Origin of the sequence: Litorilituus lipolyticus, from assembly GCF_006439335.1 — a bacterium.
GTDB lineage: Bacteria > Pseudomonadota > Gammaproteobacteria > Enterobacterales > Alteromonadaceae > Colwellia > Colwellia lipolytica.
The window spans coordinates 201123-216087 of the sequence record NZ_SAWY01000041.1 but is presented as its reverse complement, the minus strand read 5'-3'; the positions used below and the strand labels follow the sequence as shown (position 1 = coordinate 216087).

Here is a 14965-nt window from a genome sequence, read left to right as displayed (position 1 = left end):
TATAAATAAAAAGGCTGTTAAAAGCCTCTCATTAGACAGAGATAATTAAATAAAAATGTGAGATAACAAAGTAAGCTAGTGAGAAGATAAAAGATCTTGATAAACACGTTGATAATAAGAGCGAAAATAATCTTGTTGCCTAGGACTCATGCCATTCAAATGAATATTGTACATAGTTTGATCTTTTACTAAGGCTTGAATTTTGGCATTAACTTGTTTTATAAAGGCTTCATTTTCAACGGTAGGTGCACACATCACGTGACCAACTATATATGGCTCAACATGTTTGATTTCATAACTATTTGCAGTAAATTCATAGCCTTCACCAACAAATTCCTGCGGAGTGAATAACGCATATTCTGCACGCTTTTTAAGAAACATTTCAATAACTCCTCGATTTTGGCTTCCTGAGTCGCGCACAATAATATTTTTTTTGGGAATATCCTTAATAATTTTATCCAGCTCATCACCATAAGATAGCTGACTAGAAACTATCAGCCTTCGAGATGGAAACTGATTAAAAAGCTCAGACAAATCCACAGGAGAAGAAGATAAAGGCGCTAAATCAGCTAACTGATATAAACGGCGGTTTATAAATATATTCACTGGATAGCTGAATAAATATTCTTTAGCACGTTTTTCTGTTTTTATACGATTCAATACACAAACAGATTGTCCATCTTCCATAAATTTCAGCGAACGTTTAAAAGGTACAAGTGCTAAGGATAAATTTTTATCGGGTAGTTCCAATACGGCTAAGTTACTTTCAACTGAGAGACTGGTAGGAGATAAACTTAATAAGCTTTCAACATCGAATGCATTATCAGAGTGGATTTGAATCTTTGCGGCATCAACAAACAATGAGAAAGCACCAAGCAAAATAAATATAGAAAAACGAATAATTACTCCACTTATTTGCATAACCACCTCTCAACATACTATAAACAATAATACAGAAGTGATAAAAAAATTATAGGTTATTATTCAAAACTTGCTATGAAGCGAAATACATTTACTAACCTATTCTCATATGAACAAACTTATCAATATGAATAACGTTTCACTAGCATTAGGCTTTGTAAGTAGTTACCATCAAAAAATGAAGTACTTTTTCCTTATATATCTTGCAATCTTTTATAGCTCTTTTGGACAAGCGAAAGACCTTGAACTTGAAGTAGTTAGTGAAAGCTGGCCTCCATTTATCATTGCTGATAAAGAAGTCAGCGGGATTGTGACCGATCAAGTCAAAGAGATCCTGAATAAATCAGGCATTAACTACCATATCAATATTTACCCATGGGCCAGAAGTTATCATATAGCAATAACTAAACCGAATGTGTTAATTTATTCCATCTATAAAACTGAAGAAAGAAAACCTCACTTTCATTGGTTTTGTCCAATACATAAAGCCACCCCTATACATATTTATAAGTTATCAACCAACAAGATTGACGTAAATTCATTAGCCGCATTAAAGAAAGCCGTTGTAGGTATCATGCGTGGTGACAATAGCCATCAATATTTATTAGATAATGGCTTTAAAGATGGCATTAATTTAGATGTTTCTGCAAACGAAGAAACTAATCTATTAAAGCTATTAAATGGTCGAGTTGATGTGGTTGTTCAATCTGAAGAATCCTTCCGCTATCGTTTAAACAACTTAGGCGAAAAAGATATTGATTTTCTCGCTGGCCTGACCATTCATAAAGGAAAGCAAGCAGAACATTGCATGGCATTAAGTAAAGGGACTGACCCGCAAATAATTAAGCAGGTCAGCCATAGTTTTGAGCAATGGAAGAAAGCTAATCAGTCATAATCAACCTACTGTGTTGATTATTGCTACAAATTTTCTTCCGCAAAAGAAGCAAGTCGACTTCGCACTACACCATTAAGGTTAACTGTGGCACTACCAGGAAAGTCTTTAAATCTTTCAACAATGTAAGTTAAACCCGATGTTACAGCGGTTAAATAGTTACTATCAATTTGCGCAAGATTACCACTACAAATTAACTTAGTTCCTTCACCACAACGGGTAATAATTGTTTTCAATTGAGAGGCTGTTAAATTTTGACACTCATCGAGTAACACCAGAGCATTTTGAATACTACGCCCTCGCATAAAGTTTACCGATTTAAACTGAATGTTTGCCTTGTCCATTATATAGTTAAGGCTACCATTCATATTTTCATCTTGAGAGTGCAACACCTCAAGAGAGTCAGTAATTGCCGCCAACCAAGGCGCCATCTTCTCTTCTTCTGTACCTGGCAAAAAGCCAATAGACTCAGCTATTTCAGGCGTACTTCGCGTCACAATTATCTTGTCATAAAGCCCGCGTTCTATGACTTGTTCAAGGGCTGTAGCTAGGGCAAGTAAGGTTTTACCGCACCCTGCCGGCCCTGTAAGAATAACCAGTTCAATATTGGGGTCAAGTAAGGCATCCATCGCCATACCTTGATAAATATTCTTAGGGTGGATTCCCCAAGCATTTTTACCCATTAAGCGTTCATAACTTAAATCTAACATTGATATCTTTTCATCATCAAAGCCCGTCACTTTCGCAGCAAAGTGCTCTGTTTCATCAATGAGATATTCATTAATATAAGTTAAAGGTAAAGTAGCTTTATCAATAATATGAGTGGTTTGTCGCCCTTCTGTTTCACTCTCACAAGCCGTTACTTGTTGCCAGAAGTCACCTTCAAATTGATGATAACCTTTAGTTAAAAACTTAACATCATCAATGAGTTGATCTGTTCTATAATCTTCAACATGTGCCAGCCCTGCTCCCTTCGCTTTCAGGCGCATATTAATATCTTTGGTGACTAGCACGATTTTTTTATTTGGATTTTTCTTTTGTATATGAAGCGCCGCATTAATAATGCGGTTATCATTTTCATTGAACGATAAGGTATTGGCAGTTTGCTCTAACGAGTAATCATTAATAATAGATAAACAGCCACTAGGGTGCTGCTCATCGTTTTCTGGTAATTTCACCCCTGCTAACACTTCTTCAGGACTAGCGTTTGATAGTGTATCTTCAAGTGCTCGAATTGCTACGCGAGCATCTCTTGAAACATCTTTACGCCTATCTTTTATTGAGTCTAACTCTTCTAACACTGTCATAGGGACAACAACGTCATGTTCTTTAAAAGACAAAAAGGCAAAAGGTTCGTGAAGTAATATATTAGTATCTAAGATGTAGATAATAGGTTGTTCAAAGGAAATACTGGGTGTCGCTTTTTCATTATTCATATTCTTCTCAGCCATAAGCAATCTCCATGATTAACTGACAAAACCGATACAAAAAAATAAAAACATTGAGAAAATAAGCTTTCTATTTAACGCCATGTTAATTATAGCTTATTAGAAATTACTGCTTAGATAGTTAAGCCAAAGAGATTAAAAATCCTTGTTTCGACTATCATTTTCTAATTATCTCACCTTCACATTGCCAGTAAACTCAGCAACTAGCAAGTAGATTTTTTAGTGACTTTAGTTATTTTTTTAATGATCACTTCTATGATTAAGAGTACTATAGCGCCCCTTTTTTATCCCTGAGTTTATTAGGGATTTTAGTTAGCCATTTTTTAGTAGTTGGAGAGAATTTCCTATGCCATTTCAACCCGGTCAACGTTGGATTAGTGACAGTGAATCAGATCAAGGTTTAGGTACCGTTACCGGTGTCGAGCACCGGTTTGTCAACATCATGTTTACTGCAACAGGTGAATCTCGTCAATATGCCAAAGAAAATGCGCCATTAACACGCGTTATCTTTAACAAGGGCGATATCATTCCTAGCCATGAAGGTTGGATGTTAAAAGTTGAAAGTGTAAGTGAAAATAACGGCCTATTAACTTATCAAGGTGTCCGCCAAGATAACGGTGAAACCACGGCATTAAAAGAGGTGATGATAGATCACTTTATAAAATTCAATAAACCACACGATAGATTACTCAATAGCCAAGTAGATAGGTTAGATTGGTTTAGACTACGTAAAGATTGCCTACAGCACCAATTTCAGCAACAACAGTCTGACTTAGTGGGCTTAACGGGTGGCCGTGTTAGTTTAATACCTCATCAACTCTATATTGCCGATGAAGTCGGCAATCGATTTGCGCCTCGTGTATTACTTGCCGATGAAGTCGGTTTAGGTAAAACCATTGAAGCGGGTCTAATTATTCATCAACAACTGGTTACAGGCCGAGCTAAGCGAGTCTTAATTATTGTACCTGAATCATTAATGCATCAATGGCTCGTCGAGATGCTTCGCCGATTCAACTTAAAATTTAGCATTTTTGATGCTGATCGCTGTGTTGAAACCGCTGGTGATGAAAACGAACAAACCAATCCTTTTAGCACTGAACAACTGGTACTCGTTAATTTAGGTTTCATTACCGATAACCCACAGTGGTATGAAGCACTCATTAGTGAAGAGTGGGATTTAATGGTGGTTGATGAAGCACACCACCTTAACTGGCAACAAGGTAACCCAAGCATTGAATATCAATGTGTTGAACAATTAGCACAAGTAATACCGGGTGTTCTATTACTAACAGCTACGCCAGATCAGCTTGGCCATGAAAGCCATTTTGCCCGTTTACGTTTACTCGATCCTGATCGTTTCTATGATTATGAAAAATTTACCGAAGAAGAGTCTCATTACAGCGAAGTTGCTGATGCCGCAAATGCTTTAGTAGAGGGTGAGAGACTGACTGAAACTCAAGAAGCAACACTCATTGAATTATTGAAAGAGTCAGATATATCTGAGCACTTAACAAGACTTAATACGAGTGAAGAATCAGCTCAAACTAGCGCAAGAAAACAATTACTCAACCAGCTGTTAGATCGCCACGGCACAGGCAGAATATTATTTCGTAACTCGAGAAATACCATCCAAGGATTCCCGGCAAGACACCTTGTTCCTAAAGCTTTACCTATGCCTGAGCAATATCAAGAAAGTATTAATGAGTTCATGCTTAGCGATTGTCCTGAATCATTGGTTAACTCAAAGCAGGCAAAAACAATTTTTACACCAGAAATATTGTTCGGATTAGATCACCAAACTGATTTTTGGACAGATTTTGATCCTCGTGTAAGTTACTTAATTGATTTACTTAAATCATTAAATAAAGAAAAAGTTCTGGTGATTTGTGCTCATGCACAAACTGCTATTGATTTAGAAGCAGCATTACGAGTTAAAGAAGGCATACGTTCTGCGGTTTTCCATGAAGGCTTATCAATTTTTGAGCGTGACAGAGCGGCCGCTTATTTTGCTCAAGACGAAGACAGTGCGCAATTATTATTATGTTCTGAAATTGGCAGTGAAGGTCGAAACTTTCAATTTGCTCATCACTTAGTATTATTCGATCTACCAAGTAACCCTGATTTACTTGAGCAGCGTATTGGTCGTCTTGATCGTATTGGTCAAACCCAAGAAATTCGCCTGCACGTACCTTATTTCGAAAATTCTGCCCAAGCATTACTTTTTGATTGGTATCATCAAGGCATGCAAGCTTTTGAGCATACTTGTATTACTGGTCGTGTCATTTATGATGCCTTTGGTAAAGAGTTACTATCCTTAGCCTTAAGTGGAGAACAAAACTCTGCGAATACCGAACAGTTAATTACTGATAGTTGGCAAAAGCATTTAGCGGTAAAAGCTGAGCTAGAATCTGGCCGTGACAAGCTGCTTGAACTTAACTCTTCAGGCCAAGGCCGTTCACATGAGTTGGTAGAAAAAATTGCCCAAGTCGATCAACAAATTGAACTCCCTCAATTTATGTTCCAAGCATTAGATGTATTTGGCGTACAACAGGATGATAAAGCTGATAACGCTATCGCATTAAATCAAAGTGAGCATATGCTTAATAGCAACTTCCCTTGCTTACCAGAAGATGGCACCACCATCACTTTTAATCGTGATACTGCGTTAGTGAATGAAAATTACCAACTGCTCACTTGGGATCATCCAATGGTGCGTGGCGTCATGGATTTAGTACTTAGTGATGAGATTGGTAATGCCAGTATTGGTTTATTAAAAAATGAAGCGTTACCTGTAGGCACTTTTTTCCTTGAGTGTTTATTTACCATTGAAGCAACAGCGCCAGCGCACTTACAGTTAAACCGCTACTTACCTACAACGCCTATTCGCATTTTGGTGGATAAAAAAGGTAACAACCTCGCCGATAAAGTCAGTGAGTCGGTACTAGATAAGCAATTAGCACCGGTGAAAAAGCAAATGGCTTTACAGTTAATTAAAGCGCTAAAATCCCAAATTGGGCCGTTAGTCACTAAAGCTGAAAGCCATGCTGAACAATATATTAGTGAAGTACAAGTGAAAGCACTGGCCAGTATGCAAGATAAGTTAACAGAAGAGCACCAACGCTTAGCTGCACTCAAAGCAATAAACCCAAGTGTTCGCCAAGCTGAATTAGATTTTATAATTCATCAACAAGAAGAGCTTACTCATTACATCGAACATGCACAGCTGACTTTTGAAGCTATTCGAATGATAGTAGTGACTCACTAACAAAGTAATACAGTAGAAGAAAGATGGCGGCAAACCCCGACTTTATTTATCAACCACCTATGACACCTTATCTTGATATTATTTATCAAGATGATGATCTTGTTGTGGTCAATAAAGCCAACGGTTTGCTGTCTGTGCCTGGTCGCTTACCTGAACATCAAGACTGTTTACAGCACAGAGTGCAGCGTGTACTGCCCACGGCAACCATAGTACACCGTTTAGACATGGCAACTTCTGGAATTATTTTACTGGCATTAAATAAAAAAGCGCATGTCGCTATTAGCCAGCAGTTTGAGAAACGTAAAACCAGTAAAAACTATATTGCTCGTATTTATGGCCATTTAAAAGAAACACAAGGCAGTGTTGATTTACCCTTGATTTGTGACTGGCCCAATCGACCTAAACAGAAAGTAGACTTTGATTCAGGCAAGCCTTCGCTAACGCACTTTAAAGTATTAGCTCATGAAAGTAGCAGCACGCTAGTTGAGCTAACTCCGGTGACTGGGCGCTCTCATCAGCTACGCGTGCATATGCTTGCACTAGGTCATCCAATTTTGGGGGATAGGCTTTATGCCCATGCACAAGCGTTAAAAGCCAGCAAAAGGCTGCAACTTCATGCCCAAAGTCTCACTATATATCACCCAATGACTAATGAAGTGATTGAGTTTTATTCACCTTGCCCATTCGCTTGATTTATGCAAAATTAATTTATCAGCTAGAAATTACCTAATTAATCTTTTCCCTTTACTCGCCGATAAAAACTCAGTAAAACAAATAATGTTAAACATTATAAATACCAAGCAGGATAAGAAAGTGATCGCTTCTTTATACTCAATGGTATAACACTTGAATGAAACGCTACTGACCATAATTATTAGGATTTTCTGTGCAACTTAAACACATCATCTTTGTATCGCTATTTTCTTTCATGCCACTTTTCGCCATGGCAGAACAGCAAGAACCAGCAAAGTCTGAACAAACGACAGAACAAAAAAGCGAACAAGAAACCTCAAATCCAGCGCAGGAAAAAAGCAGCTCTACGCAAACAAAGAAATCTAACCAACCATTACCAATAAAAGAACTCGATCTGCAAAAACAAGACCTAAAACATTACTTATCTAAAGAGCGTATTTCGCCTTTATTGGTGGGTCCAACAGAGTACGTAACATTAATTAAAAACTATAGCAGCGCAAACAGTAAAGGAGTTGCTATTTTACTACCTGATTGGCAGCAAGGTGCAACTAATCCTAAGGCAATAAACTATTTGGCCAACACATTGCCTGAACACGGCTGGACAACAATAACTATTCAGCCTGATAATAAACCCGATAACTACCCTTCCATTGCTATCAACACGACGGAACAAAAAAAAGCCAATGAAGAAATCATTAGCACATATAAAAATGATTTTAGTTTGTTAATTAAAGCGGTTATGGCAAAAGCCAAAGAATACCCTGGCATAGTGATAATTGTTAGCCAAGGTATGCATAGCACGTTATTAATCGATATGTTTAGTCAGGAAAATAGTGAGCCAGCGAATGCTTTGATCTTGTTAAGTAGCTACTTTGACACAAGTGCTGAGTTCGCTTTTGAAGAGAATAAACGTTTTGCCCATCAGCTTGCTATGAGTGAATACCCTGTTCTGGATTTGTTTTTGAAAAATGATCATCCTAAAGCAATAACCTATGCTAAGCAGCGAAAATCTATAACTGAGCAAGAAATGAAAGTGTATTACCGTCAAAGGCAGCTAAATAATACGGTCACGGGTTATTACCCAGAAGTTGAACTACTCAGTCAAATTCACAGTTGGTTAAGAGCCGTTGGTTGGTAGTCAAATTTTAAGTAACCTATTTAAGCCGTTTACTATTTGGCTTGTTTCACAATGACATCGTAGGCTGCTTGAATATCTTGTGCTTTTTCTTTAGCACTCTCCATCATTTCTGGGGGTAAACCTTTCGCTATAAGTTTATCAGGATGATGCTGGGACATGAGCTTTTTATAGGCCTTTTTAATGTCTCTCATTGGCGTGTCTTTTGCGACCCCTAATACTTTGTATGCATTAGCAATTTGTTGTTCGCTTTTAACTCCTTGACTGCCTTGATACTGCTGATAGCCACCTTGCTGATGAAATGCAGCACCCGCAATAATCATTTCTAGTAAATTATCAAGCTCTCGCGCTGAGTAACCTAAATGCTTAGCAATAGTGTGCAGCACTGTGCGCTCTTGACTATCCAGTTCACCATCAGAAAAAGCCACTTGAATTTGAATTTCTAAAAACATTAATAATAAATCATGACGATTCCCCATTAATTGTTTGAATTTTCTTAATCTTTCTTTTAGTGGAAAGTTTGCTGACTTACCTTCTCTAAACGCATCTTGAGCCTGCTGCTTTAACTCACTGGTTAAACCCAACTTATTCATATACGCCGTAGCAAAAGCAATTTCATGACTAGTCACTTGCCCTTTTGCTTTGGCTACATTACCCATAACTGAAAACGTAGTATAGAAAAACGCAGCCTGACGTGAAACTTCATCTTCTTTGCCGCCAACAACCCCATTAAAATCAAAGCCTCGGCCTTTATCAAACAAGTGCCCTAACCAAGTACCTACTAATGCCCCGATAATGGTTTTGCTCAGCATAAAGCCAAAGATAAACCCTAAAATTTTTCCCCATACACGCATAGAATTAATAAACCTTAAAGCAAAAACTGAATGTTTGTCGGTGCAGACATTCGCATCAATAAAAAAAGTGCTATATCATAAAGCAATTAGCCGTTAAAATACTTGATTCATCACGATAAACAAATCAAATAATAACAATTTTCAATTTTTTTCGGACATTAAATGCTTTTTCCCCCACAAATAGTTTTTATTTTCGCTATCTTTTTGGTCTTTATGCCCTTTACAAAGACTTTAGCTGATACCAATGAAGCCAATACCAATGAAATAAAGAGTGAAGCGCCTGAAGCTAGGCCTATGAACTGCCCAATACCGACCTTTACTGAGATTGCGGCGAATACTCCTGAAGTAACAGACGACAGTATTAATATTTTTTCTAAATATGCCAGCATAGAAAAAGATCAAATAACCGCTTTTAGTGGTGGCGTCACTCTTATTGATAAAAACCAAAAAATTATTGCCGATGAATTAGCTTTCAATCGCCTTTCAATGCAACTAGATGCCATTGGTGATATTCACTATCAAAGCAATAATATTAATATCTTTGCCGAAACACTAAATGCCAGTAAAGCGCAAAAATCTACTTTAATGACTGCTGCATCATACCAGCTAGACGGCAATCCAGGACACGGTAGTGCGGCCCAACTATTTATTTCAGCTGATGGTCAACTCAACTTAGTTGACTCAACTTTTACCACTTGTTTGGATGAAACACCTGATTGGCAGATTAAGGCGAGTGAAATAAACCTTTCTGCTAATGGTGATTTTGGTGAAGCATATCATGCGCAATTTAGAGTGTTAGACGTACCTATTCTATATATTCCTTATTTTTCATTTCCGGTATCTCAAAAGCGAACTACAGGCTTTCTCTATCCCAAAATTAAAAGTTCAAGTAATTCTGGGCTTGAAATTGAAGCACCTTTTTATTGGAATATTGCAGAAAACTTAGATGCCACTATTACGCCACACTATATGTCAAAACGTGGTTTACAGCTGCAATCAGAATTTAGGTACTTATGGGGTACTCAACAAGGACAAGTCGACTTAGAATATCTTAATAAAGATAAGGCGCTAAAAAATAACAATGACCCCCGTTATTTAGCCCGTTTGCAACATATTGGCAGTTTCTCAGACGGTTTTAGGGCTTATGTTGATTACACCACAATGAGTGATGATAACTACCTAGTAGATATTGGTAGTAGGCAATATAACTCTAATGATGCCTACTTGTATCAAATGGGTGAACTCGCTTACTTTGGCGAACAATGGCAAACAACACTTAAAATTCAAGATTTCGAGGTTTTGGGTAGCCATTCTCCAAGTTATAAAACCTTGCCGCATTTAGAAATTTCAGCGCAACAACCTATCAACTTTTTAGCAGGGCAACTTGAACTTTATTCTGAACTAACAAGCTTTCAAGCAGCTGAAAAATCGCAGGTTGAAGCCAATAGGTACCATGTAGAAGCAGGTTTATTGTTCCCTGTTTCAACTCCAGCTTGGTTTATAAACTCTGAAGTTAAATTAATGCACACCTATTACCAACAAGATAACATCCAATTTAATAGTGATTTAGAAGAGACAGTCCAACGTACACTCCCTAAAATTCGTTTTCATGGTGGTATAAACTTTGACCGACAAATGACCGCTTTTGGTCAGAATTACCGCCACACCTTTGAACCACAACTACAGTATTTATATATACCCGATGAAGATCAAAGCAATATTGGTCTGTACGATACAACGAATCTTCAAGATGACTATAATGGTTTATTTAGAGATAGACGGTTCAGTGGTTTAGATAGGATTGCTGGAGCAAACCAATATACATGGGGTATTACCAGCCGCGTATTAGATGAGTCCAACCTTGAGGTTTTCAGAATAAGCTTAGGTCGCATTCAATATATAACCACAAACAAAAATACTGTAGACACCCTTTTAGCGGATAATAAATTCTCTCTAGAAAACCAGCAATCATCACTTGCTGCTGATTTGTTTTATCGTATAAACCATCAATGGCAAATCAGCGGTGACATTCAATATAATACTGAAGAGAGCTTTACCAACAAAGGACAAGTAAACCTCGATTATCAATTTAACAAATATAATACAGTTCAATTGAACCATAGGTATACTCGTAATGTCTCAGGTAATAGTTTAGAGCAAGTTTCTTTACTAACCAGTGTGGCAATAAATACAGATTGGGCCTTTGTTGGTCGGTTAACCCAAGATTTAAGACAAGATCGTAGCTTAGAGAGTTATGCTGGTTTTCAATATGAAAGCTGTTGTTGGGCGGTTCGTTTAGCTTATCATCGCCATATTAACTCAAATCTTGACGATGAAGACTTCATCAATGAAAACCGCGATGAATTCGATAGTGGTTTTATGATACAGTTCATCATCAAAGGTCTTGATGGAAAACAATCTGCCATTGGCACACAAGAAATGTTTGACGACAGTATATTTGGCTACAAACGACCTTATTACTTAAATAATTAGCGCTATTAATAGCGAACGATAAAGAAGAAATGATAACTACATGAAAAATACATTCAAAACATTAGCATTGGTGAGCAGTTTACTCGTTGGCGCTTTAACCCAAGCACATGCTAAAGAAGAACTGTTAGACAGAGTAGCTGCCATCGTTAACAGTGGCGTTGTACTCGAATCAGAAGTTCATGACTTATTTACCAGTATTAAACTTCAGGCAAAAAAGAATAATCAAAGCTTGCCATCAGATTCTGCATTAAAAACTCAAGTCATGGATAAGCTCATCAATGACAGTCTAATCACTCAACTGGGTGAAAGAATGGGTGTGCAAGTTAGTGACGCGCAGTTAGATCAAACAATTGCTAACATGGCAAAAGAGAACAATTTATCACTTACACAATTTAGGGAAAGCATTGTTGCAGATGGACTAGAATACGACAAATACCGTGAAAGTATTCGTACCGAGTTGATTTCAGGTGAAGTACGCCGTAACAGTGTTCGACGTCGAATATTCATCTCTCCTCAAGAAGTTGAAAATTTATTATCGGTAATGAAAGAACAAACCAATAACGATATTGAATATCACCTTGGACACATCTTAATTGAATTTCCTACTGATGCCACTCAAGAAGATATGACTAAGGCCAAAACTCGTGCCGATAAAGTTATTGAATTACTTAATGGTGGTTCTGACTTTAATAAAATAGCCATTGCTTCATCAGGTGACGCTAATGCACTAAAAGGTGGTGACTTAGGTTGGAAAAATATTAATGAAATGCCAACCCTATTTTCTGAGCTTATTGATGGTAAAGAAAAAGACACCATTGTTGGACCAATAAGAACAGGTCTTGGCTTTAGTATCGTAAAAGTTCTCGATATTCGAGGCAGACAAGTGGTTGAAGTTGAAGAAGTTAAATCAAGTCATATCATCATCAAGCCATCAATTATTCTAAGCGATGACAAAGCTAAAGCCATGCTACAAGATATGCTTGATAAAATTGAAGCGGGTGAAGCAGATTTTGCCGAGCTAGCCAAAGAGCATTCAGAAGATGGTGCTGCCCTAAAAGGTGGAGACTTAGGTTGGGCTGATCCTAGCACTTATGATTCAGCTTTCTCAGATGCCTTAGCAACCATGGAAGTTGGCGAATATCATAAGCCATTTCGCTCATCATTTGGTTGGCACATTATTCAATTAAATGGCCGCCGTATGGTAGATGTTACTTCGCAAATGAGCGAAAACAGAGCCTATCAAATTCTTTATAACCGAAAGTTTGGTATTGAAAGTGCGCGCTGGATAAAAGAAACACGTGATGAAGCCTATATAGAAATCTTTGAACAGGAAGAAAGTGATGACTAAACGCATTGCTATTACCCCCGGCGAACCCGCAGGTATAGGCCCAGACCTAACTATTACAATTGCCCAACAGGATTGGCCTGTAGAAATGGTTGTGGTTGCCTCTAAGCAATTAATAGCAGAGCGTGCTAAGCAGTTAAATTTGCCACTAACTTTAATCGATTATGATGCCAACAAGCCTGTAGTTGCGCAAAAAGCAGGCACCATAACTATTTTAAACATTGATTTAGGCAGCCCTTGCGTTGCCGGTACTCTTGATGTAAATAATGGTGCTTATGTCGTAGAAACATTACGTGTTGCCAGTGAAAAGAACATGACTGGCGAATTTGATGCTGTTGTTACAGGTCCTGTACATAAAGGCCTTATTAATAAAGCAGGCATTGCATTTAGCGGTCATACCGAATATTTTGCTCACCAAGCTAACTGTAGTGATGTTGTTATGATGCTTGCTACAGAAGGTTTAAGAGTCGCATTAGTCACTACACATATACCGCTCGCTTATGTTTCAAAAGCGATAACTTTTGAACGCTTACAAAAAGTCACTCGTATTCTTTATCATGACCTAAAAGAGAAGTTTGCTATAGCTTCGCCTAAAATTTATGCCTGCGGTATAAACCCTCATGCTGGTGAAGACGGGCATTTAGGGCGTGAAGAAATTGAAACCATGGAACCAGCATTTGCTGAGTTACGTGAAGAAGGTATTGATATTGTCGGCCCGTTACCTGCTGACACTATTTTTCAAGAAAAATACCTAAAAGAAGCTGACGCTATCTTGAGTATGTATCACGACCAAGGCTTACCTGTTTTAAAATATAAAGGCTTTGGTGCTTCTGTGAATATTACTCTTGGGTTACCTTTTATCAGAACGTCTGTTGATCATGGTACTGCTCTCGAATTAGCAGGTACCGCAGAAGCCGATTCTGGCAGCTTTTTAGAAGCTATTAAAAATGCGATAAATTTAGCAAGCAATAGCTAATTTGCTAGTTAACCTATAATCACTTAAACACATTAAATAGTTATTAAGTAATCTAATAACTTCACTCAAATGAGTACAAATATGAGCAGCAACGCCCATTTAGGCCATCACGCTAAAAAACGCTTTGGTCAAAACTTTCTCCATAACGATGCCATCATCAGCAGCATTGTAGATGCTATTAACCCAGAGCCAAACGAAAACCTTATTGAAATTGGTCCTGGCCTTGGTGCATTAACAGAGCCCGTTATTGAACGCGCTGGCAATTTGTCTGTTGTTGAACTTGATAGAGACTTAGCGCATAGGTTAAGGCACCATCCTTTTTTGGCACCCCACTTAACGATTTATGAAATCGATGCTCTAAAATTTGATTTTGCTGAATTAGCCACAGATGAAAAACCTTTAAGAATCTTTGGTAATTTACCATACAACATTTCAACACCACTTATTTTTCATTTACTTACCTTTAAAGATAAAGTGCAAGACATGCATTTTATGCTACAAAAAGAAGTTGTTGAGAGGATGGCTGCAGGACCTGATTGTAAAGCATATGGTAGATTATCTATCATGACGCAATATCAATGTCAGGTCATTCCGGTTATGGAAATTGGTCCAGAGGCATTTAAGCCAGCACCTAAAGTTGATTCAGCGATTGTTCGCCTTATTCCTCACAAAGAAATTAAGAACCCGGTTAAAGATCTTAATGCATTAAATACCGTTTGTTTAACCGCTTTTAATCAACGAAGAAAAACCATTCGAAATAGCTTTAAAAAACTTATCAGCGCAGAGCAATTAATTAGCTTGGATGTAGATCCTACTTTAAGGCCTGAAAATTTATCTATTGATGAATATATTAAATTGGCCAATTTTATTGTAGATAACCCACCTGAGTTACCTGAACCTAAAAGTAAAAAGCGCTCAGCTAAAAAATAGATTAAAAAAATAT

11 protein-coding genes are annotated in these 14965 nt (G+C 37.6%); 8 read left to right on the top strand and 3 right to left on the bottom strand.

Annotation, left to right across the window (positions count from 1 at the left end; translation table 11 throughout):
• Positions 1-75 precede the first annotated feature (75 nt).
• Positions 76-921, bottom strand: coding sequence for a hypothetical protein (locus tag EPA86_RS17670; protein WP_140605707.1), 846 nt, complete (start codon positions 919-921; stop codon positions 76-78).
• Positions 922-1048: 127 nt separating this feature from the next.
• Here EPA86_RS17670 and EPA86_RS17665 point away from each other — a divergent pair, with 127 nt between their 5' ends.
• A complete protein-coding gene (locus EPA86_RS17665) occupies positions 1049-1816 on the top strand; it encodes a substrate-binding periplasmic protein (RefSeq protein WP_170309697.1) in 768 nt (255 codons plus the stop codon).
• Positions 1817-1839: 23 nt separating this feature from the next.
• Here EPA86_RS17665 and EPA86_RS17660 read toward each other — a convergent pair whose 3' ends face one another.
• Positions 1840-3249: a PhoH family protein gene (locus EPA86_RS17660; RefSeq protein ID WP_140605812.1), complete on the bottom strand. Its 1410-nt coding sequence runs from the start codon at positions 3247-3249 to the stop codon at positions 1840-1842.
• A gap of 358 nt (positions 3250-3607) precedes the next feature.
• Between EPA86_RS17660 and rapA the strand changes: the two genes are divergently transcribed.
• The 3 genes from rapA (at position 3608) to EPA86_RS17645 (ending at position 8357) form a co-directional block, all read left to right on the top strand.
• Entirely contained in the window at positions 3608-6526 is a 2919-nt protein-coding gene (gene rapA, locus EPA86_RS17655) for an RNA polymerase-associated protein RapA (protein WP_140605705.1), read from the top strand.
• Between the two features lie 23 nt (positions 6527-6549).
• Complete coding sequence (locus tag EPA86_RS17650) at positions 6550-7218, top strand: RluA family pseudouridine synthase (RefSeq protein WP_140605704.1); 669 nt, start codon at positions 6550-6552, stop codon at positions 7216-7218.
• 194 nt (positions 7219-7412) lie between these two features.
• Positions 7413-8357, top strand: a complete 945-nt coding sequence (locus tag EPA86_RS17645) for a DUF3530 family protein (protein ID WP_246058466.1) — start codon at positions 7413-7415, stop codon at positions 8355-8357.
• Between the two features lie 32 nt (positions 8358-8389).
• Here EPA86_RS17645 and djlA read toward each other — a convergent pair whose 3' ends face one another.
• Entirely contained in the window at positions 8390-9208 is an 819-nt protein-coding gene (djlA, locus tag EPA86_RS17640; RefSeq protein ID WP_140605703.1) for a co-chaperone DjlA, read from the bottom strand.
• 213 nt (positions 9209-9421) lie between these two features.
• On the opposite strand from djlA, the gene EPA86_RS17635 reads away from it, so the two are divergent.
• From EPA86_RS17635 to rsmA, 4 genes are all read left to right on the top strand, one after another.
• A complete protein-coding gene (locus EPA86_RS17635; RefSeq protein WP_140605702.1) occupies positions 9422-11701 on the top strand; it encodes an LPS-assembly protein LptD in 2280 nt (759 codons plus the stop codon).
• Between the two features lie 40 nt (positions 11702-11741).
• Complete coding sequence (surA, locus tag EPA86_RS17630) at positions 11742-13049, top strand: peptidylprolyl isomerase SurA (protein ID WP_140605701.1); 1308 nt, start codon at positions 11742-11744, stop codon at positions 13047-13049.
• Positions 13042-14022 carry a 4-hydroxythreonine-4-phosphate dehydrogenase PdxA gene (gene pdxA / locus EPA86_RS17625; protein ID WP_140605700.1) on the top strand — a complete coding sequence of 327 codons (981 nt, stop codon included), beginning with the start codon at positions 13042-13044 and terminating at the stop codon, positions 14020-14022. Before surA ends, pdxA begins: the two co-directional genes overlap by 8 nt.
• 81 nt (positions 14023-14103) lie before the next feature.
• The gene (rsmA, locus tag EPA86_RS17620) at positions 14104-14952 is read left to right on the top strand and encodes a 16S rRNA (adenine(1518)-N(6)/adenine(1519)-N(6))-dimethyltransferase RsmA (RefSeq protein ID WP_140605699.1); all 849 of its coding nucleotides are present in this window, start codon (positions 14104-14106) and stop codon (positions 14950-14952) included.
• The last annotated feature ends 13 nt before the right edge of the window (positions 14953-14965 follow it).

Coding starts and splice junctions, on each gene's coding strand:
- EPA86_RS17670 (WP_140605707.1), bottom strand. CDS start 921: ATGCAAATAAGTGGAGTAATTATTCGTTTTTCTATATTTATTTTGCTT.
- EPA86_RS17665 (WP_170309697.1), top strand. CDS start 1,049: ATGAATAACGTTTCACTAGCATTAGGCTTTGTAAGTAGTTACCATCAA.
- EPA86_RS17660 (WP_140605812.1), bottom strand. CDS start 3,249: ATGAATAATGAAAAAGCGACACCCAGTATTTCCTTTGAACAACCTATT.
- rapA (WP_140605705.1), top strand. CDS start 3,608: ATGCCATTTCAACCCGGTCAACGTTGGATTAGTGACAGTGAATCAGAT.
- EPA86_RS17650 (WP_140605704.1), top strand. CDS start 6,550: ATGGCGGCAAACCCCGACTTTATTTATCAACCACCTATGACACCTTAT.
- djlA (WP_140605703.1), bottom strand. CDS start 9,208: ATGCGTGTATGGGGAAAAATTTTAGGGTTTATCTTTGGCTTTATGCTG.
- EPA86_RS17635 (WP_140605702.1), top strand. CDS start 9,422: ATGCCCTTTACAAAGACTTTAGCTGATACCAATGAAGCCAATACCAAT.
- surA (WP_140605701.1), top strand. CDS start 11,742: ATGAAAAATACATTCAAAACATTAGCATTGGTGAGCAGTTTACTCGTT.
- pdxA (WP_140605700.1), top strand. CDS start 13,042: ATGACTAAACGCATTGCTATTACCCCCGGCGAACCCGCAGGTATAGGC.
- rsmA (WP_140605699.1), top strand. CDS start 14,104: ATGAGCAGCAACGCCCATTTAGGCCATCACGCTAAAAAACGCTTTGGT.